The sequence below is a fragment of the Nocardia huaxiensis genome (genome assembly GCF_013744875.1).
GTDB lineage: Bacteria > Actinomycetota > Actinomycetes > Mycobacteriales > Mycobacteriaceae > Nocardia > Nocardia huaxiensis.
Window position 1 is genome coordinate 4,836,007 of sequence record NZ_CP059399.1, and the last position, 18,904, is coordinate 4,854,910.

The following is an 18,904-nucleotide window of genomic DNA, read 5'->3' on the forward strand; positions in this document are numbered from 1 at the left end:
AAGCAGAGATATGACAGTCAAGACAGCCATCGTCACCGGTGCCGCCTCCGGCATCGGCATGGGCTATGCCGCCGCCCTGGTGGAGAAGGGCTATTTCGTCCTGGTCACCGATGTGAACGAGGTCGGAGCCAAGCAGGTTGCCGCCCACCTCACCTCGAAGGGGCCGGGGACCGCGGAGGCGGCCTTCCTCGATGTGCGCGACGGTGACGCCATCCGCGCCACCGTGCAGGGTGTGAAGGACCGCTTCGGGCGGCTCGATCTGATGTTCAACAATGCGGGCATGTTCGTCGGCGGGCCGGTCGAGGATCTCACACCCGAGCATTGGGACCGGGCCATCGACGTGATGATCCGCGGCGTCGCCTACGGTGTGGACGCCGCGTACAAGATCATGGTGGAGCAGGGTTTCGGCGGCATCGTGAACACCGCCTCCATGGCGGGGCTGGCGACGATCGGCTACATGGGTCCTTACAACATGGCCAAGCACGCCGTGGTCGGCATGAGCAACGCGCTGCACGGTGAGGCCAAGAAGCACGGCGTGCACGTCACGTGCGTGTGCCCGATCGCCATCAACACCAATATCCTGCTCGGCATCAATGACGGTCTGGGCGAATGGCGTGGCGGCGACGGGCTCGGCGCGTTCTACCGCCGGTTCGGACGGTTCGGCAAGTTCGTGCCGAACTTCATCTTGATGGATCCGGTAGTGCACGGCCGCAAGGTGCTCTTGGCCGTCCAACGCAACAAGGCGATCATCATCAAGCCCGCCTACGGCAAGGCCGTCTGGGTGCTGGCCCGCATCGGCCCGCGACTGCCCTATCTGGCAGGCGATGTCGGTACGCGCGTGCTCGCGAAGGTGGAACCGGTCTTCGTCCGCGCGGCCGAATCCCTGGATCCCGCCCCCAAGGCGTGATGAGGCCGCGCTGATCCGAGGAGGAGCGGGATGCCGAATGCGGTCGAGTCCGCCTCGAACCGGTAGCGCCGCAAGACATCGCACTGGCGCGGCGCACGGCTGCTGAACGTGGTCTGCTATCCGCTCTTCACCGCGACCGGCGGCCCATGCGGACCCGGACCGCCATCGGCCGGGAACGCACGTCACTGTTGCGGCGTCTCGCGATCTGTTCCGCCGGAAGCTATTTCGCCTTGTGGGCCGTCGCCGCGCCCGGCCGGCCGGGTCGCCGCCCATCGTCGTTCTGGATCCCATCAGAGAGTAAGAGGGGGAGAAGTGCGATGACGCACCCCGATGCTGTCCCGCGGCTGCGGCCGGGCACGAGTCCGACCGGTTCCCGTCCGCATGATGCCCGGTTCGATATCGGCCCCAAGCGTTTTCGCCGGGTGTGGGTCGAACGCGGCGTGCCGATCCGGCTGGCGGACGGGACGGTGCTGTCCGCCGACATCACCCGCCCGGCGCACCGAGTCGGCGTGCCGGTCACCGATCTGCTGCCCGCGATCGTGACGTTCACCCCGTACAACAAGACGCTGCTCACCCGGGTAGCACCGTTACTCGGGCTGGCTCAGGCCGCGGGGCCGTTGCTCACCCGCGTGGTGCCGCCCTCGCCCGGTGGGCGGGCGACGCGACGCGAGCTGTTGCGGACGCTCGGCGGCGGCGCGATCGATCTGCTGCGCGCCAACCGGGTGCTGGTATCGCGCGGCTACGTTCACGTGCACATCGATGTGCGCGGCACCGGCAGTTCCACCGGTGTGCTGCAAATCCAGTCCGAGCGTGAGCAATTGGATTCAGTGGAGGCGCTGCGCTGGGTGCGCGAGCAGCCTTGGTGCGACGGCGATATCGGTCTGTACGGCATCTCGTATTCGGCTATTTCGGCGCTGCACGCGGCGGCGCGTCGTCCCGAGGGTGTAAAGGCCGTGTTCGCCATGGTCGGTTCCACCGATCCGGGCAATGATCTGCTCATGACCGGTGGCGCGCATACCGGTTTCATGATCGCCTGGCTGGCGGTGGTCAATGCGGCCAAGTGGGTGCCCACGGTGCCGGGACTGGTCGCGTCCGGAGCGGCGGGTAGCTATCTGCGTGACCGTCTCGCCAGCCCGCTGACCCGTTTCGCCGATGTGGTCGGGCTGGCGACACGCGACGAGCACCCGATGAACTTCGCCGATACCGACGTGACCGAGGCGGTGGTCGCGGTGGACAGGATCACCGCTCCGACCTGGATTCACAGCGGATGGCACGACATCTTCGATCGGGGCAATACGCGCGCCTTCGAGCAACTCCGATTGTCCGGTGGCGCAAAGCAACTCGTCATGGACGACACATTCCACATCACCTCCGGATCCGGTTTCGGCGCACCGGGAAACCCGCAGCGGCTCAACGAATTGCACTGTGCGTTCTTCGACCGCTGGATCAAGGGGATCGATAACGGTATCGACGAGTACGGCCCGGTTACTGTGCGGCAGTTGGGAAGTGGCGACTGGGTGCGACGTGACCGATTCCCGCATCCGGAGGTCTCGGTGCAGAAGTGGTACCTGTGCGCCGTACCCAGCGGCGTGGCCGAGCATGTCGCGATCGACGGCTCGCTGGTCGATATCCCCGCCCGTAAGCGCGCGCACCTCGACCTGCCCGATCGCAGACCGGGATTCGCCTCCCAGACCACCACCAGCACCCTCATGGGCGTGCCCGCGCTCCTGGGCAGGTCGTGGATCGTCGACGACCGCTCCGCCGAGCGTGCCGCCGTGGTCTTCACCGGCGCGCCGCTGCCGGCCGATCTGTTGCTCTCCGGAACCATGAACCTGCACCTGCGGGTGCTGGCGACCGGCACCGAAGCCTTCTGGGTGGTCACGGTCTGCGATGTCGCCCCTGACGGCAGTTCCGCGGTGATCAGCCGCGGGGCCCTGCGCTCGTCGCGTCGCGCTCTCGACCCGGTGGCCAGTACCTGGCTCGACGGCGAACTGGTCGGGGCCGAACATCCGCGCACCCGCGAGTCCATCCTCCCGGTGCTTCCCGATGAACCTCATGAGCTGGACATCCACCTCAATGCCACCGAGGCCGTCCTGCGCGCCGGTCACCGGCTGCGGGTGGCGGTCGCCCGCCGCAGCTGGCCGCGCTACCAGATCACCCCCGCGATGTCCCGAAACATCAAGGGCCAGGCCATCATTCTGGATCCGAAGCAGCCCAGCTGGCTCGCCTGCCAGGCCGTATACCCGGAGTGAGATCGAGGGGTGGATCGCCTCGCCGGAGTTCTTCCGCGAGGCGATCCACAATCAGGGGATCAGCCTCGTTTGCCGACGGTGATGACGTCGGGCACCCAGCGGCTGTACCAGGGCCGCGTCACCGCGCGTTGCTCGACGATCTCGAAACCCGCGTCCTGGAAGACCTTTCGGATCTCAGCCGAGGTCGGTGCGTGCGCAGGCATGAGTCGGCGTGCGCTCGAACGCTGGATGGGCCGGGCCCAGCGGGCGTCGGTGGCCGGGGTGCAGACCACCGCCACGCCGCCGGGCCGCAACACGCGGTGGAATTCGCGCAGCGCTCGCGCCTGATCGAAGAAGTGGAACGCGGTGGTGGTGGTCACCGCGTCCACCGAGGCATCGGGCAGGCTCAATTGTTCGGCGGGCTCGTTGCGCCAGCGCACCGCGGGGTTGCGCCGGCGCGCCTTGGCCAGCATGCCGGGCGACATGTCGATGCCCCAGACGGTGTCCAGGTCACGGGCCAGCCGGGAGGTGAGAATCCCGGTACCACAACCGATATCGGCCACCGTGCGCGCGCCTGCGGCCTCCAGGGCGCGGACCACGTCGTCCTGCGGCGGCCGGTACAGATACCACTGCAAGATGGGCAGGTCGTAGCCCAGCGACGCCACCGAGAAGAACGCGGCGACAAGGGAATTGAGGCCACGGCGGGAGGCGGGGGCGACGGCGGTCACGCGGTCACCTCGGCCGCCGCGGCGGCCTTGCCGTTGCTGCCGGCCTTGGCCGCGGGCACGGCGGCCAGTTGTTCGTAGCGGTAGTCGTCGAGCGGGAACTGCCGCAGCCCCCGGCTCGCCTCGAAGAAGCCCGACGGGCGCAGATAGGTGGTGTCGCCCTGCGAGTTTCGGTAGTAGGTGTTGGTGCCGCCATTGAGGTCGGCCAGGTAGTAGCGCAGGATCTCGCTGTTGCGGTGGATCGTGCGGTGGTATTCGTCGGCGACGTCCTTGCGGATCTCCAGCAGAGTCGCACCGCGACGGCGACATTCGGTGATGGCGCGCACCGCGTGGTCGGCGGACATCTCCACGAAGTCGTGCCAGCCCGATCCGGTCCAGCAGTAGGGGCCGACCAGCATGAACCGGTTCGGCAGTCCCGCCACGGTGACCCCCTGGTACGCCTGCAGTCCCTCGGCCCGGTAGAACTCGCCGAGGTCGAAACCGTTGCGCCCCACGATGGTTCCCGTCACGTAGGTCTCCGGATCGGAGAACACGTCGTAGCCGGTGGCCAGCACGATGGCGTCGAAGTCGCGTTCGACACCGTCGCGGGTACGGATGCCGGTCGCGGTGACGGTCTCGATCGAGTCGGTGACCAGGTCCACATTGGTGCGGTTGAAGGTGGTCAGGTAGTAGGTATTGGCGGTGGGTCGCTTGGTGATCGGGCCGAAATCGGGAGTCAGTGCGGCCGCCGCGACCGGATCCTTGACCAGCAGCCGCACGTATCGGCCGTACGCCTTGATGATCGTTTTGTCGAAGGCCCGCAGGAAGGGCTTGACCAGGTTCGGTGGGGTGCTGACCAGAAATCGGCCCGCCATATCGACCACGACGAGGATCGCCTGATGGATCAGCGGCAGCACGCCCGGCACCCCCAGCAGGGCTTTGAGCGCGCGGGGAGTGCGGAAGTCGGGCTTGGGCATGGACCACACCGGGGTGCGCTGGAATACGGTCATCGCGCCGACCCGATCAGCGATGGCCGGGATGATCTGCACGGCCGACGCTCCCGTGCCGATGACCGCGACCCGCTTGCCGGTGAGGTCGTAGTCGTGGTCCCAGGCGGTGGGCCGCTGAAGTTTGCCCGTATACGTCTCCACTCCAGGGATGGCGTCCGCCTTCGGGCGCACGAATGCGCCGACCGCGCTGATGACGTGGCGCGCGGTGATCACCTGTCCGGTGCTGGTGTGCAAGCGCCACAGGTGGTTGGCGTCGTCGAATTCCTCGCGTTGGACATTCACGCCGAATCGCGCGTGCGGGTACAGCCCGTATTTGCGTGCGACGTCGGTGTGGTAGTGCTTGACCTCGGGGCCGTAGGGGAAGAACCGCTCCCAGTCGGTGCGTCGGTCGAACGAGAATTGGTATGCGGGCCAAGGGATGTCGACCGACAGTCCGGGGTAGGTATTCTCGTGCCAGCTGCCGCCGAAGTCGGTGTCGCGCTCGAGGATCACGAAGTCGTCGATGCCCGCCGCGGCGAGTTTGACGCCCGCAGCGATACCCCCGGGGCCCGCCCCGATGATCGCGACCTCATGATCGGGGTGGATTCGTTTCGTTGTGGTCGTGTGTGATCTGGTCACTGCCGCCCCGCTTCTCGTGGGTGTCGGTGGCCGCCTGCGGCCATCTGTCTGAGACAGTATAGAAAGCCGAGGCGACAACAGCACCTGTTCGCTGGGAAGATCGGGCATTTCGCCTTAGACACGCCGCAACGACACGCCGTTTCCCGCAGCCGTGCGGGCCCGCGCCCGGGCTCGGATGGCCTCGAATTCCGGCAGCCGCTCGATGGCGATGTCCCCGGCTGGGATCGTCGCCCCGAGTTGGGCCAGCACCGCGACCATGGACAGCAGGGTCCGGCTGTAGGACCACAGCGCCGGCGGCATCGCCAGGTGCCGGTGCACGTTGTCCAGGCGCGGACTCAGTCCCTCGCCGATCCGGGCGCGCAGCCATTCGGTACTGAACTCGGCGGTCGGCTCCAGCGCCATCCGCACGAAAGGGTCCAGCACCCGGGTGAATTCGGCGATGTCGACGTCCTGTCCCGGGGGGATGAATCCGTAGTCGCGCAACAGCGCGTCGAATTCGTCCGCGCTGCCGTTGAGTGCGGCCTCGAGGGCGGGGGCAATCATGTCGTCGAATCCTGGCGGTTGGGGCGTGCACGCGCCGAAGTCGATCACCCCGAGCCGCCCGTCGGGCAGGATCACGAAATTGCCTGGATGTGGGTCGCAGTAGATCAGGCCGGTGCGTGCCGGGCTGAGCATGCAGAACCGAAATATGCTGGCCCCGACACGGTCTCGGGTCTCGGACGGCATTCCGTGCAGGAGCGCCGTGGTGAGCAGCTCGCCGTCCAGCCACTCGGTCACCAGGACTCCCGCGCGCTGCTCGACCACCCTGGGTATCGCGAATTCCGGATCGTCCGTGTACTTTTCGGCGGCTATCCGCTGGTTCTCGGCTTCACGGCGATAGTCCAGTTCGATTCGGATGCCTTCGCAGAGTTCGCCCACGAGGCCGTCCAGATCCATGCTGGGCAGCATGACGCCCGCGACGAATGCCAGGTGCCGCACCTGCCGCAGATCCGATTCGATGGCCTCGGCCACGCCGGGGTACTGGATCTTGACCGCGACCGGTGTCCCGTCACGCCAAATCGCCCGGTGCACTTGGCCGATGGAGGCCGCCATGGGGCGCCGGTCGTCGAATTCGAGGAAGGCGTCGCGCCAATCCGGGCCGAGGTACTGGGTCATGGCCGCGTGCACCGCACCGGGCAGCATGGGTGGCGCCGCAAATTGCAGGTTGGCCAGCGCTTCCCGGTAGGGCCCGGCGATCTCGTACGGTAGACCGCCGGGGTAGAGGGCCAGAATCTGGCCCAGCTTGGCCGCGCATCCGCGCAGATTGCCGAGCACCTCGAAGATGTGCCGGGCGGTCCGCTCCCGAATCTCGGCGTACACGGTCTCCGCGGGGGCACCGTGGAGAAGTTTGCCCAGACCCGCCGCGTGCCGACCCGCGTAGGCGATCGGCAGGGCGGCCAGCCGCACGGTGCGGGCAGCCGGATGGGCGGGTGGGTGGCCAGACGGATCCGCTGGTCGGGAACCGAACTTCCGCGACCGTCGAGTGCCGCCAAGCCAATCCGTCATTCAGTCCTCACCCCGCGACATGCCGCACCGCACGGTCCTACCGTACGCTGTCCTAGACAGTAGCGACACATCGTCGTCGGAGAAGGGCATGAGGTGAGCAGCCAGGTCGGAGCATCGGAGGTGGCCGATGAACTGGGCCGGCGTATCGCGGCCGGGCGGTACCAACCGGGCGCGCTGATGCCGTCGGTGCGCAAGCTCGCCGAGGAGTTCGAGATCAGCAAGGCTACCGCGCAAGTGGCGCTGAGCAGGCTCGAGGCCGCCCGGTTCGTCGTCGCCGAACGCGCCCGCGGCTTCGTCGTGCAGGATGTTCACTCGCACGGTGGTTTCGACGTGTACGGCATACTGTTCCGGCTGTCGATGAGCGATCCGGAGCAGGCGGTGGCTACCTTCACCGATATCGTCGACATGGAGCGCTCGGTGCTCTTCGACGTCATCGGCGCGTACGCGCAACTGCCCGAACGCGTGAGCACCGATCGGCTCACCCCCGTGGTGAACGCGATGGAGGAGTTGGCCCAGCGGGACGACGTCGATCTCGCCGAGTTCCTCGCCCGGGAATTCGATCTGCTGCGCCGAATGGCGCTCGCCGCAGGGCAATCGGCAGTTCTGGCATTGCTCAATTCACTGGCCGAGCTGATCGGTGGTGTCCCCGAGGCCGTCGATGCGTATTTCGTGGCCGACCCGTCCGGGCACGTGCTGTTCTGGCGAGCCATCGTCAATGCGCTCAGCCGTCCCGATCTGCCCCACGAAGCCGAGTACGCCCTGGTCGGGGATCTGCTCGCGCTCTATCATCAGCGGGTCGTCACCCGATTCGGCACTCTGGTCGCGCCCACGCATCCTCGCGTCGCCCCCGCCGAATCCGCTTGAATCTTACTGTTCACGAGGGAACGGGCATGCCCGAACCTTGTCGGGCGCGTGAGTGACCAGGGCGGCGGGCTCGGTCGCCTGCGGGGATGCGCGAGGAAGGGGCAGTCCGGCGCGGTCGATCCGTACACTCGAGGCGTCCGAAGATGCGGTGTAGCAAGATGTTCGCCTCGATCATGTAGAAGTTGGTGCCCGGGCAGCGGTGCTTGGTGGCACCGACTGGTGGCCTGGGTTTCTCGGGATTCTGCGGGGTGTAGTAAGCATTTGGTCACGCCGATCCATGCCCCGATTGCGAAGAGGCCCCTGTGAGTAGTGCTCACCGACCGGAATCCGAGGAGTTCGGACCGGATGTGGGTGATCGCGGGATTTCGATCGAATCAGGGTGACTGCTTTAGATGAGCCTCCGATTCTGACCTCGGCCGCTGCTGGGCTTCGCCACTTGCGCTTTGAGATGCCGCGCCGGTTGTTCCTGATCGTTCAGGTCTTGGTGCTCATCTGCTCGAAATACTCGACCGCGCCTCATCTTCGAAGGCACTGTGGTGTACAGGAACTGGTTTTCGATGCACTGCGCGGATCGGCTACGACGACTCGGTTGCCTCCTGCGCTTTCGCTTCGTACATTACGGAATCGGCGCGCTGCAGGAGGTCGTTGTGTGTTGCGGGGTGGGCCGAAGCTCTCGACGGTGTGGTCATGGAAGGCGATGCCGATGCTGACGGTGATCGGGATGGTTCGGTCGGTAGCGATGCCGTGCCGGAAGAGGTCGGCTTGGTCTCGTGCCGAGGTGGCGGAACGGAAGCCGACCACCGCGAATTCCTCACCGCCGGTTCGGGATACGATCAGTTCGGGGTCGGGGTCGGGGTCGGGGTCGGGGTCGGGGTCGGCGTGGGTGTGGAGTAGGTTCGCGGTCCGGATGGGGATTTCGTCACCCATCGAATGGCCGTAGCGAGCGTTGATGCCCTCGAACCGGTCGAGGTCGATGATCATGACGCAGAGCGGGATCTCGTCTGCGGCACCGAACACGCATCCCGGTCGGAAGGCGGCTTCGGGCAGGATCGTGCGAGCCAAGAAACGCGCGACGGCGATCTTGCCGCGATAGAGCGCGTCCTCGGCGCACACGCTGAGCGATATGTGTCGCTAGGACGACCAGGTGAGCAGGATTCTCCTGTCGCCCGCAGGTCGACGAACGGATGTCTGCAGACGGCGAAATCACTGGCTGCGGCAGCAAATTTGACATCAAATTTGGCATCACGACAGGGCGCGACCCGGCGGACGGGGTGGGACCAGCCGGACACTGTAGACGATTGAAAACCCGCTGTCCTGCACGAATGGGATGCTGCGGTACCCGAAAATACGTCCTGGACTGTTTCCCGTTGGCTCATAACCCAGAGGTCGCAGGTTCAAATCCTGTCCCCGCTACTAGGGAAAACGGCCCCGGAACCACTGGTTCCGGGGCCGTTTTTCGTTGGATTGGCAACGTCAGCCAAACGAAGTGTCATCCGTCGCGGGACGTCCCATGCTGTTCGTGGTGGTCGTCAGGCCAGGTCGGTTGCTCCCAGGTCCGTGCTCGACGACTGATATCACGCCTCCCCCCGAAGAACAGGATCTGGTTGCATGCGCCCCGTCGACCCGGTCCTGTCGGCTGCTGGGCCACGTTCAGGGCGTATCCGGCGTGATCGGCTTGCGGTTCAATCGTGTTGTGGGCGTGAGGTAGTCGCCGCCCGGCTTTCAGACATGGGGAACCACGGCGAACTTCTTGATCTGCTCGACCCGCGCCACGGTGGCGTTGGCGCGGTGTTGTACCGGCGGCCGTCGGCGTCGAGTTCACCGATGTCTTCGGTGTGCAGCCAGCGGTCGGCGTCGCTGGCCATCATGGGGCCGCGCGCGAGCACCTCGTCCGGATGTGCGGTGACCGTGCGCTGGAAGGGGCTCGCACATGGTGCGCGGTTCGGGTCGCGGATGATTCGGCATAGAAAGACCCTCCGCTGCTGTGGCGTTCGGTGTGGAGGGGAATCCGTGCTTGTTCAGAAGCCGAGCCGGCGGCGAATGTCTCGGGCCATGATCACGTTCATGACGCGGAGGAAGCCGCGCAGCCGTACCCGCGTGTACGGGAACCAGATCAGTTCGCGTCGCATCGGCGGAAAGCGGGGTTCGGTGATGGCTTGGGCGCGAGTGTATTTGCGGAGGCCGTTCGCGCCGCCGAAGCGGGCTCCGATGCCGGATGCCTTCCAGCCACCGTGTGGGACGGTGGGGGACATCAGGTTGTAGAAGACGTCGTTGATGTTGACGGCGCCGACTTCGATTCGGCGGGCCAGGGCCAAACCTCGCGCGGTGTCGCCGGTCCACACCGTGGCCGACAGTCCGTATTCGCTGTCGTTGGCCAGACGCACCGCCTCGTCGGCGTCGGCGACCTCGAGGGGCGGCCCCCGGTGAGTGCGCAGGCACCGGCCGAAACCGCCTCGGACACATGCCTTTCCACAATGTCACGCTGAGCCCGGGTGGCCATCGCGCCGATGTCGTAGCGGAAGTCGTGGCCGCCGCCGATGCGCAGTCGCCGCACCTCCGCGGTCAGCTTGGTCACGAACTCGTCGTGGACGGCGGCCTCCACGTAGACGCGTTCCACCGAGATGCACGCCTGACCGGCGTTGAACAGCCCGCCCCACGCGATGCCCGCCGCGGCGCGGTCGATATCGGCGTCGGCGAGCACGATGGCCGGGTCTTTGCCGCCCAATTCGAGTGAGTAGTGGATCAGCCGGTCGACGGCACGATGCGCGATCAGCTTGCCGGTCCGGGTGGAGCCGGTGAACTGCACGTAGTCGACGGTGTCCACCAGGGCCGCGCCCGTCGCACCGCGGCCGGTGACGACGTCGAAGACCGGGGGAGCGCCGATCTCACGCCAGCCGCGCAGCATGAACAACGCGGTCAGCGGGGTGAACTCGGAGGGCTCGAGCAGTACCGCCGCCCCCGCGAGCAGGGCGGGCAGCGCATCGAAACCCGGTGTCAGCAAAGGGAAGTTCCAGGGCGTGATGACGCCCACCACCGGGTAGGGGTGGTATTCCACGCGGTAGCGCTTGGGCACGGCGAGGGCGTTGGCGGCCCCGGGCGACTCCGGCGCGAGGAACTTCGCGGCATTTGCCGCGTAGTAGTTGAGCACGCCGGTCACCATCGGCAACTCCATGAGCGCCTCGGCGCGGGTCTTGCCCGACTCGGATTGAATGACGTCGGCGAGTTCCTCGGCGTGGTCGAGCAGCCAATCCCGGTATCTGCCAAGCCATTCCGCACGTCGTTTGGGTCCGGAGTCCGCCCAGGCGGGCTGGTGGTCGCGCAATGCGCGCACGGCCGCGGCGACGTCGGCGGCCGACCGGTCCGGCACGGTGCGCACCAGTGACCCGTCGATCGGCGAGCGCACCTCGATAACCGTTGTAGCGGCGTCGTTCTCGACGGCCGTCATCATTTCTCACCCGTCAGTCGCCGGTGGTAGGCAGCGCGCAATTGGTGGTCGGGTGTGGTGAAGACATCGCCCCAGCCGAGCGCGTTCACGGCGGCGTAGCGGAGCCTGCCGGGCAGCAGTTGGGTTGACTTCAGCAGCAGGCCAAGGGAACTCGGTACCGTGATGGTGCGCGCGTCCGCCCGCACGGCGGCCACGATCCCGGCGGCCACGTCCTCCGGTTCGCGCATCGAGAGTTTGCGCGCCCAACGCGGCACCTCGGTCCCGGAAGCCAACTCGGTATTGATGAATCCCGGCAGCACCATGGTGACGCCGATGCCTCGGGAATGCTGTTCCCGCCACAGTGACTCGGTGAACCCGATGACGAAATGCTTGGTGCCGCAATAGGTCGCCAGCCCCGGTTCACCGGTCGCCCCGGCCAGGGAGGCGATGTTCACCAGGTTTCCTCGTCCGCGCGCGGTGAAGCGCTGCATGGCCAGCCGAGAACCGGTGGTCACGCCGCGGACGTTGATGTCGATCTGCCGGTCCGTCATCTCCGGTGTCTCGTCCACGAACTCGCCGATCGGCATGATGCCGGCATTGTTGACCAGCACATCCAGCGCGCCCAGGTGGCGTTCGGTCGCGTCGAGGAACTCGGCGAACGAGTCGCTGTCGGTGACATCCAACGGCAACCCGATGATCTCGCCGGCGGTCGCGCTGTTCAGTTCGGTCGCCGTGCGCGCGGCGAGCGCGGCGTCGATATCGCCGATGGCCACCTTGGCTCCGGCGCGCGCGAATGCCTCCGCCGTCGCGCGGCCGATGCCCCGGGCGCCGCCGGTGACCGCCACCACCCGGCCGGGCAGCGAGAGTCCGCTCATATCCGTTCAATTCCTTCCGTGTGCACGCCCCGTGTGCACGCCCCGTGTGCACGCCCCGTGTGCACGCCACGCTGCGTGCGGCAGCCGATCCGCCCGTCGCCGGGCATGCGCTCAGTCTGGTCACCACGGGCCGCGGCGCGCTTGTGACGGCGGCCCAGATCTCGGGGCGCGTGCTGGGCGGGCGACACAAACACGCCCGCCTCACCCGGGAATGCCCGTGTCCGGCACCTACGGCCGACTGTGGGATCCTTCCCAGCGGGGGCACCACGACACCGAAGGGAGGGCCGTGCACCGTCGGGATCTCGATGCCGAAGCGACGGCGTGGATATCAGCGTTCGCCGAGTCGCTGCTCGAGCCCGAACGCCTGGCCGCGTTCACCGACCGCATGGACGACGAGATCGCCGCCGACCTTCCCGCCGTCGCCGACGACGCCGCCCTGCGTCGCGACCTGCACGCCAGCACCCGCGACGCGCTGCGCGGCTACTTCCGCAACCTGCTCACCGAGGATCCCCGCGACATCCCCATCCCGCCCGCGAGTCGCGACCTGTTCCGAGCTTTGGCGCAGCGCGGGCACGAGCTACCGGTACTCCTGCGGATCTTCCCGGCGGGTCAGCGCGTCGCCTGGCAGGCGGTCATGGACGCGGTGTTCGATCCCGCCGTCGATGCCGCATTGCGGCAGCCGATTCTGAATCGGCTGTGGAACCACGTGAATCGCGTAACCGGAGCGTGGACCGAACAGGCGGTGTCCGCGTATTTCGAGGAGATCCAGCAGCGCCTCCAGGGTGCGCTGGCGCGGCGAGTCGATACCGTGCACGCCCTGCTCCGTGGCGAGAACCTCGATCCCGAGACCGCGACGCTGCGGTTGGGCCACAACCTGCACGGCGAGCAGACCGGCCTGGTGCTGTGGTCCTCGGACCTGCTGGACGAGGCCGCCGCCATGCCCGCCCTCGAGACCTTCGCTCGCGAAATCGCCACGGCCGCAGGGACAACGCGCCCCCTCACCCTGCCCTGCGGCCCCCGTACCCTGTGGGTCTGGCTGGTCACCTCCCCGGTCACCGACCTGCGCGGCGCACTGACCGACGTAGCCCGCAATCATCCCGGACTTCGCGCCGCGACCGGCGTCCCCGCCGCCGGCCCCACCGGCTTCCGCACCAGTCACAGCGAAGCGGTCGCCGCCCAGACCCTGGCCATCGACACCGGAACCACCACCCAGGTCACCGACTACCGCGACGTAGAGCTGGTCATCTGCCTGGCCTCCAATCCGACGGCCATGCGGTCCATGGTGACCCGCGAACTGGCAGGTCTGTCCGGAAACGACAGCGCCGCACGCCGTTTGCGGGAAACCGTCCTCGCCTACCTCGAGCATGGCAGCAGCGCCCGCGCCGCCGAGGCCCTCGATGTCCACAAGAACACCGTCCTGTACCGCCTGCAACAAGCCGAAGACCTGCTCGGACACCCCATCGACGACCGCAAACTCCACCTGGAGATCGCCCTCCGCCTCGCCGCCGTCTACGGTGACGCGCTGCTCGATGCCCGGTCGGGGTAGCGGATTCGGATTGTCGTGCACGGCGGTGTTCGAAAGAGGGCAGGCCATAGCAGGGGGGAATGAGTGAACGGCCTGCCCTCGGTCAGCGGGCTACTTGGTGCCGCCGGCGGAGCCCGTGAAGAGCTTGTGGATCAGGGCGACAAGGGCAGTTTCGAGGACGCTGGATGCGGAACCCATCAGTGATTCTCCTTTGAATTGTTTCTTCGGTTGTGAGCCACTTGCTCACGACGAGCAACGCTACGAGGCGTGAATCAGGAACTGAAATCACGATTTTCGGATAGTTCGAAAGAGATGATTGTTGATCGCGGACCCTGACCGTGGAGAAGATCGTCGAGCAGCTCGTGAGCTCGATTGACAAGGCGGCCTTGTGAATCGTGTGAGAAATAGTGTTTCAGTTCTCTTTCGGTGCGCCCTAGCGTTTGTCGTCGTGAGCAATTGCTCGAATTCCACATCGGCTCACCGGTAATCAGTTCCGTATTCTCCGGAACTGTTGGAAGGAATCATGATCAGGACCCCGAAATTGGCCGCCGGCATTGTGGCGGCCACACTGGTGCTGTCGGGGGCGGATATCGTCCTCGGCGCGGCGACCGCCGCGGCGGATACGACGTCCTGCACGCAACAGCAGCACGTGGACCACAATCCAGGATTCAGCAGCTTCTGGATCACCCACACCTACGACAAATCCATCGATGTGACGACCGCGGCGGCCGGCACGCTCATCACCTACAAGATCGTGGTCGGCACCACCAGCATCGGCAATCCGTACGTCAACTCCATCACCGACTATCCGCCACCGGGATTCGGCAAGCCGGTCAAGGCCGTGGTCACCGCCTACCACTTCGGCCAGGGGCAGCAGTCCGCCGAGGTGACGCCCGGGCCCAACAATGGTGGCTGGAGCGTCACCAGCACCGGCTGGTTCGTCAATTCGGGTAACCCGGTCACAGCCGAATTCACCTATCGCGTACCCGATTCCGTGCAGAACGGCCAGCAGATCCGCAGCGGCGGAATCGGTGTCGGCGGCACCGTCGGCGTCGGCTCCGACCAGCCGGGCATGGGCGTGTGCTTCACCGGCCGCGGCGCGAATCCGGGTGAGGCGCTCCTGGGCAGCATGGACCAGGGCGGCCTCGGATCCTCGCAGAACCAGCTCAGCTCGACCGGTTCGCTCACCGACATCATTTCCGGTGTGCTGAAGAACCTGATCGGCAGTTGAGACTCCTGGGCCGTGGCGTGGTGCGCGGCCGGCCACGGCCCAGGACCCATTCACCGCTCTTTCCGAGGAGTCAGCCTTGTCGTCCAGGCGGAATTATCCGGCGTTGGTTGCGTCCTATCTCGCCGCCGCGGCCCTGCTCTGGATCGCACCCGGTGTTCTCACCGATTCGCACGCCGAACCCGTTGGCCCCCATGTCGATCGGATCGATCGCGCGGGGCAGCGGCAGCAGGTGGTCCACGTGTACTCGGCTGCGATGGGGCGCACGATTCCGCTCCAGGTGCTCACCGCCGCCGACCCGACCGTACCGCGCCCGACGCTGTATTTGCTGAACGGAGCCAGCGGCGGCACCGATATCACCAACTGGTACAACCAGACCGATATTGTCGCGTTCTTCTGGAACAAGAATGTGAACGTGGTGACTCCGGTCGGCGGTGAATTCTCCTACTACACCGATTGGCAGCGTGACGATCCGGCGCTGGGGCGCAATCGCTGGGAAACGTTCCTGACCCGGGAACTGCCGCCGGTCCTCGACGCGGCCTTGCACGCCTCGGGCGTCAATGCCATTGCGGGAGTGTCCATGTCGGCCACCTCAGCGCTCAATCTCGCCGCCGCAGCGCCGGAGCTGTACACCGGGGTCGCCGCCTACAGCGGGTGCGCCTCCACTTCGGATCCTGCCGGACGCACCTACATTCGGCTGGTGCTGGGTCGCGGCGACGCCGACCCGGAGAACATGTGGGGCCCCGACGACGACCCGGCCTGGCGTTCGCACGACAGCGTGCTGCAGGCAGAACGGCTGCGGGGCAAGGCGATCTATCTCTCCAGCGGCAGCGGATTGCCCGGCCCCGCCGAGGCGCTGCCCGGGCAGCCGAGCGTCGCGCAGCTCATCGGCAAGGCGAATCAGCTGGTGCTGGGCGGGCTGATCGAGGCCGCCACCAACTCCTGCACCCATGCGCTCGCCGAACGCCTGGCCGCGCTGAACATCCCCGCGCAGGTCGAATTCCGTAGCGCAGGCACCCATACCTGGGCGTACTGGCAGGAGGACCTGCACAAATCCTGGCCGTTGCTGGCCGCCGCGCTGGGCGTGGACTAGTCGGCGGACGCACCTGCCGCCGGCACCGATCTCGATGCAGGAGAACATGAAATGACAATCGCCGACGGCGCCCGCCGGATCCGGTGGGTGACGCGGTTGCTGGCAGTGCTGGTGGCCGCGGCCGGATGTGTGCTGACCGCTCCCGTACCCTCGGCCGCTGCCGACACCCTGTCACCGTTGCACGTCGACGGATCCCGGTTCGTGGACGCCCACGGGCGGGTCGTCCTATTGCACGGCGTCAACAGCGTGAACAAGGAACCGCCCTACTTCGGACCGGGCACCACGCTCACCGCCCAGGACGCGGAGCTGTTGTCCCGGCACGGATTCAACACGGTGCGGTTGGGGGTCAACTTCGACGGGCTCATGCCCACGCGCGGCGTCGTCGACACCGCCTACCTGGACCGCGTGGCCGGTGTCGTGGATACCTTGGCGCAGTACGGGATCCACACCGTGCTCGACAATCATCAGGACGGGCTGTCGAAGATCTGGGGCGGCAACGGTTTTCCGGAATGGGCGATCCGCGCGCGGCCCGCGGCGGAGGAGAACAATCCCGGGTTTCCGCTGTTCTACCTCATGCCCAGCATGAACGAGGGCTGGGACGAGGTCTGGGACAACACCTACGGTGTGCTCGACTACCTCGGGCAGGCGCTGGGCGCGCTGGCGGGCGCGATGAAAGGGCATCCGGGTGCGCTGGGCATCGAACTGCTCAACGAGCCCTGGCCCGGCTCGGCCTTCCTGTCGTGTTTCCCCAACGGCTGCCGTGGATTCGACAGGAAGTACCAGGCGGCGCTGCAGCTGTTGACCGATGCGGTACGCGCCCAGAACGGCGATCTGACGGTGTTCTGGGAGCCGAACGTCACCTGGAACGAGACCATGCCCAGCAATCTGGGCAAGAATCCGCCGATCAGCGGACCCGGTATCGCCTTCGCGCCGCACGACTACTGCATTCCCAGCCAGCTGGCCATCTACAGTGGCCTGCCCGCTTTCCTGCGCGGCCTGTGCCCGCTGCAGCAGGGCAAGTCCTGGGGCAATATCGACGCGTTCGCCCAGCGCACCGGAATCCCCACGCTGGTCACCGAATTCGGCGACGGCGATCCGACAGTGCTCGCGAATACCCTTGTCAATGCCGACGACCGGTTCATCGGCTGGCACTACTGGCAATATGGCGGGGGCGTGTCCGATCCGTTCCTCGGTGACGCCGGCCGCCGGCTCGTGCGCACCTACCCACAGGCCACTTCGGGCACGCCGGGACGCATGATCTTCGATCCGGACACCGGTGACTTCGCCTACCGCTACACCCCGCGCCCCACCGGCAAGCCGACCGAGATCTATGTCTCGGATCTGCACTACCCCAACGGTTATCGGGTCCGTGTCGACGGCGGCACGGTGACCTCGTCCGCCGATGCGCGCGTGCTGACCGTCGAAGCGAGTGGTTCGAGCCCGGTCACGGTGTACGTCAACAGTCCCGGTTCCGCGGGCGCGACCGTCCCCGACGGTCCGGTCGGCACCGGCTCCGCGTCCGGCTCGGGCGGAACCGGCTCAGGCTCCTAGCCTCCGCCCGAATACCCACCGCATGCACATTTCGAATGCGACAGCCAGTGTCGGGCGCTTCAAGCGCCGGGGCTCTCAACGGGTGTCGTATCGCAGGACTTCCAGGGCGAGGTCGCGGGCGGTGTCCAATTCGCTGTCGTCGCCGAACAATTCACGGCGGACGTTGCCGGCTGTGAGCAGGGCGTCGAATTTGAAGGCGGTCGCGGCGGGGTTGGCGGATCCGGCTGCGGTGAATTCGGCTTCGAGCAGTTGGAGCCACTCGCGCTTCAGTCTTCGTACCGCGTCCGCCACCGGCCCGTCGCGGTGGCCGTATTCGACCGAGGTGGCCGATACGAAGCATCCGCCGGGGAAGACGCCTGCCTTCAGGTAGGCGATCCATGAGTCGACGAGTGCGCGTAGCCGGGGTTCGCCCGGTTCGCGATCCCATGTGGGGGCGATGACGGTCTCGCGGTAGATGCGCCTGGCTTCGGCGACCGCCGCGACCTGGATTGCTTCCCGATTGGGGAAGACGGTCAGGATTCCGCTCTTGCTCAATCCGGTTGCGGTAGCGAGCGCACCCACGGTGATCGCGTCGAGGCCGTGTGTGGTCGCGATCTCGGCGGCCTTGCGCGCGGCCGTGCGCCGCGTCGCGTCACCTCGGGCGCGCCGGCCGTCGGTCGGGGGTCCAGCGATCATTCGGCGATTTTATACGACCGACTGGACGTAAATGCCGGGCCTCCACTACGGTCGAGCATGATTACGACCGAACGATCGCATAGTCAGGAGTTCGATATGCCAGGCCAACCGCCGTCGGTGGCAGCGAGTGACAAGCAGGTGACCGAGCCGGTCCTGGAGGACGGCATCGAGATCGATGCTCCGATCGACCGAGTCTGGGCACTCGTCAAAGATGTTCGCCGGATGCCGGATTGGAGTCCGCAGGTGCGCTCGACCAGGCTCCGCAGCGGCTACCTGGAGATCGCATCGGGCGCGCAGTTCACCAGCCTCAACAGCGAGGCCGGTCTGGACTGGACGACACACGGTGAAATCGTGCGCTGCACGGCTGAGCGGGAACTCGCCTTCCGCATCGAGGAGAACTGGGTGATCTGGTCGTTCCTGCTGGAGCGGACCGAATCGGGTGGCACCCGGCTCACGCAGCGGCGCGAGACGCCGGACGGAATATCGCCGCTGTCGAAGAAACTCACCGAAACGTATCTGGGTGGGTACGAGGCGTTCACCGCGAGCATGCGGGCGGGCATGCGCCAGACCTTGGAGAACATCAAGGCCGAGGCCGAGCGCGGTGGTTCGATCTGACGGCACGCACGGCGTGTTTGTCTCGCGATACCAAATGCC

The 18,904-nt window shown here is 66.7% G+C and carries 14 protein-coding genes and 1 pseudogene; 8 read left to right on the plus strand and 7 right to left on the minus strand.

Annotated elements, in window-relative coordinates:
• Nucleotides 1-10 precede the first annotated feature (10 nt).
• Nucleotides 11-907 (plus strand): SDR family NAD(P)-dependent oxidoreductase, encoded by an 897-nt coding sequence (locus H0264_RS21830; RefSeq protein WP_181579250.1) that lies wholly within the window; start codon nt 11-13, stop codon nt 905-907.
• Between the two features lie 317 nt (nt 908-1,224).
• Nucleotides 1,225-3,159 (plus strand): CocE/NonD family hydrolase, encoded by a 1,935-nt coding sequence (locus tag H0264_RS21835; protein WP_181579251.1) that lies wholly within the window; start codon nt 1,225-1,227, stop codon nt 3,157-3,159.
• A 59-nt stretch (nt 3,160-3,218) separates the two neighbouring features.
• Here the strand turns inward: H0264_RS21835 and H0264_RS21840 are convergent, their stop codons facing one another.
• The 3 genes from H0264_RS21840 to H0264_RS21850 form a co-directional block, all read right to left on the minus strand.
• The gene (locus tag H0264_RS21840; RefSeq protein ID WP_181579252.1) at nt 3,219-3,866 is read right to left on the minus strand and encodes a class I SAM-dependent methyltransferase; all 648 of its coding nucleotides are present in this window, start codon (nt 3,864-3,866) and stop codon (nt 3,219-3,221) included.
• Nucleotides 3,863-5,470 (minus strand): flavin-containing monooxygenase, encoded by a 1,608-nt coding sequence (locus tag H0264_RS21845; RefSeq protein ID WP_244975909.1) that lies wholly within the window; start codon nt 5,468-5,470, stop codon nt 3,863-3,865. The genes H0264_RS21840 and H0264_RS21845 overlap by 4 nt, the downstream gene beginning before the upstream one ends.
• 114 nt (nt 5,471-5,584) lie before the next feature.
• The gene (locus tag H0264_RS21850) at nt 5,585-7,015 is read right to left on the minus strand and encodes an ABC1 kinase family protein (RefSeq protein ID WP_181579254.1); all 1,431 of its coding nucleotides are present in this window, start codon (nt 7,013-7,015) and stop codon (nt 5,585-5,587) included.
• Nucleotides 7,016-7,108: 93 nt separating this feature from the next.
• On the opposite strand from H0264_RS21850, the gene H0264_RS21855 reads away from it, so the two are divergent.
• Complete coding sequence (locus H0264_RS21855; RefSeq protein ID WP_181579255.1) at nt 7,109-7,879, plus strand: GntR family transcriptional regulator; 771 nt, start codon at nt 7,109-7,111, stop codon at nt 7,877-7,879.
• Between the two features lie 516 nt (nt 7,880-8,395).
• Here H0264_RS21855 and H0264_RS21860 read toward each other — a convergent pair.
• The 3 genes and pseudogenes from H0264_RS21860 to H0264_RS21870 form a co-directional block, all read right to left on the minus strand.
• Nucleotides 8,396-8,992: a diguanylate cyclase gene (locus H0264_RS21860; RefSeq protein ID WP_181579256.1), complete on the minus strand. Its 597-nt coding sequence runs from the start codon at nt 8,990-8,992 to the stop codon at nt 8,396-8,398.
• Nucleotides 8,993-9,897: 905 nt separating this feature from the next.
• Nucleotides 9,898-11,327 (minus strand): annotated as a pseudogene (locus tag H0264_RS21865) (aldehyde dehydrogenase family protein).
• On the minus strand, nt 11,324-12,178 hold the full coding sequence (locus tag H0264_RS21870) for an SDR family oxidoreductase (RefSeq protein WP_181579257.1): 855 nt from the start codon (nt 12,176-12,178) through the stop codon (nt 11,324-11,326). Before H0264_RS21870 ends, H0264_RS21865 begins: the two are co-directional and overlap by 4 nt.
• A gap of 286 nt (nt 12,179-12,464) precedes the next feature.
• On the opposite strand from H0264_RS21870, the gene H0264_RS21875 reads away from it, so the two are divergent.
• The 4 genes from H0264_RS21875 to H0264_RS21890 all read left to right on the plus strand — a co-directional run bounded on the left by H0264_RS21875 (nt 12,465) and on the right by H0264_RS21890 (nt 17,575).
• Nucleotides 12,465-13,724, plus strand: a complete 1,260-nt coding sequence (locus H0264_RS21875) for a PucR family transcriptional regulator (RefSeq protein WP_181579258.1) — start codon at nt 12,465-12,467, stop codon at nt 13,722-13,724.
• 502 nt (nt 13,725-14,226) lie between these two features.
• A complete protein-coding gene (locus H0264_RS21880; RefSeq protein ID WP_181579259.1) occupies nt 14,227-14,934 on the plus strand; it encodes a hypothetical protein in 708 nt (235 codons plus the stop codon).
• Between the two features lie 76 nt (nt 14,935-15,010).
• Nucleotides 15,011-16,024: an alpha/beta hydrolase gene (locus H0264_RS21885; RefSeq protein WP_231085695.1), complete on the plus strand. Its 1,014-nt coding sequence runs from the start codon at nt 15,011-15,013 to the stop codon at nt 16,022-16,024.
• 51 nt (nt 16,025-16,075) lie between these two features.
• Complete coding sequence (locus tag H0264_RS21890) at nt 16,076-17,575, plus strand: endoglycoceramidase I (protein WP_181579260.1); 1,500 nt, start codon at nt 16,076-16,078, stop codon at nt 17,573-17,575.
• A gap of 75 nt (nt 17,576-17,650) precedes the next feature.
• Here H0264_RS21890 and H0264_RS21895 read toward each other — a convergent pair whose 3' ends face one another.
• Nucleotides 17,651-18,250, minus strand: coding sequence for a TetR/AcrR family transcriptional regulator (locus tag H0264_RS21895; RefSeq protein ID WP_181579261.1), 600 nt, complete (start codon nt 18,248-18,250; stop codon nt 17,651-17,653).
• 96 nt (nt 18,251-18,346) lie between these two features.
• Here H0264_RS21895 and H0264_RS21900 point away from each other — a divergent pair, with 96 nt between their 5' ends.
• Nucleotides 18,347-18,865, plus strand: coding sequence for an SRPBCC family protein (locus tag H0264_RS21900; RefSeq protein ID WP_181579262.1), 519 nt, complete (start codon nt 18,347-18,349; stop codon nt 18,863-18,865).
• Nucleotides 18,866-18,904 lie beyond the last annotated feature (39 nt).

What these genes read in the sequence shown, in the direction of transcription:
- H0264_RS21890 (WP_181579260.1), top strand. Translation starts at nt 16,076, where the DNA reads ATGACAATCGCCGACGGCGCCCGCCGGATCCGGTGGGTGACGCGGTTG.
- H0264_RS21870 (WP_181579257.1), bottom strand. Translation starts at nt 12,178, where the DNA reads ATGAGCGGACTCTCGCTGCCCGGCCGGGTGGTGGCGGTCACCGGCGGC.
- H0264_RS21900 (WP_181579262.1), top strand. Translation starts at nt 18,347, where the DNA reads ATGCCAGGCCAACCGCCGTCGGTGGCAGCGAGTGACAAGCAGGTGACC.
- H0264_RS21830 (WP_181579250.1), top strand. Translation starts at nt 11, where the DNA reads ATGACAGTCAAGACAGCCATCGTCACCGGTGCCGCCTCCGGCATCGGC.
- H0264_RS21895 (WP_181579261.1), bottom strand. Translation starts at nt 18,250, where the DNA reads ATGATCGCTGGACCCCCGACCGACGGCCGGCGCGCCCGAGGTGACGCG.
- H0264_RS21850 (WP_181579254.1), bottom strand. Translation starts at nt 7,015, where the DNA reads ATGACGGATTGGCTTGGCGGCACTCGACGGTCGCGGAAGTTCGGTTCC.
- H0264_RS21880 (WP_181579259.1), top strand. Translation starts at nt 14,227, where the DNA reads ATGATCAGGACCCCGAAATTGGCCGCCGGCATTGTGGCGGCCACACTG.
- H0264_RS21835 (WP_181579251.1), top strand. Translation starts at nt 1,225, where the DNA reads ATGACGCACCCCGATGCTGTCCCGCGGCTGCGGCCGGGCACGAGTCCG.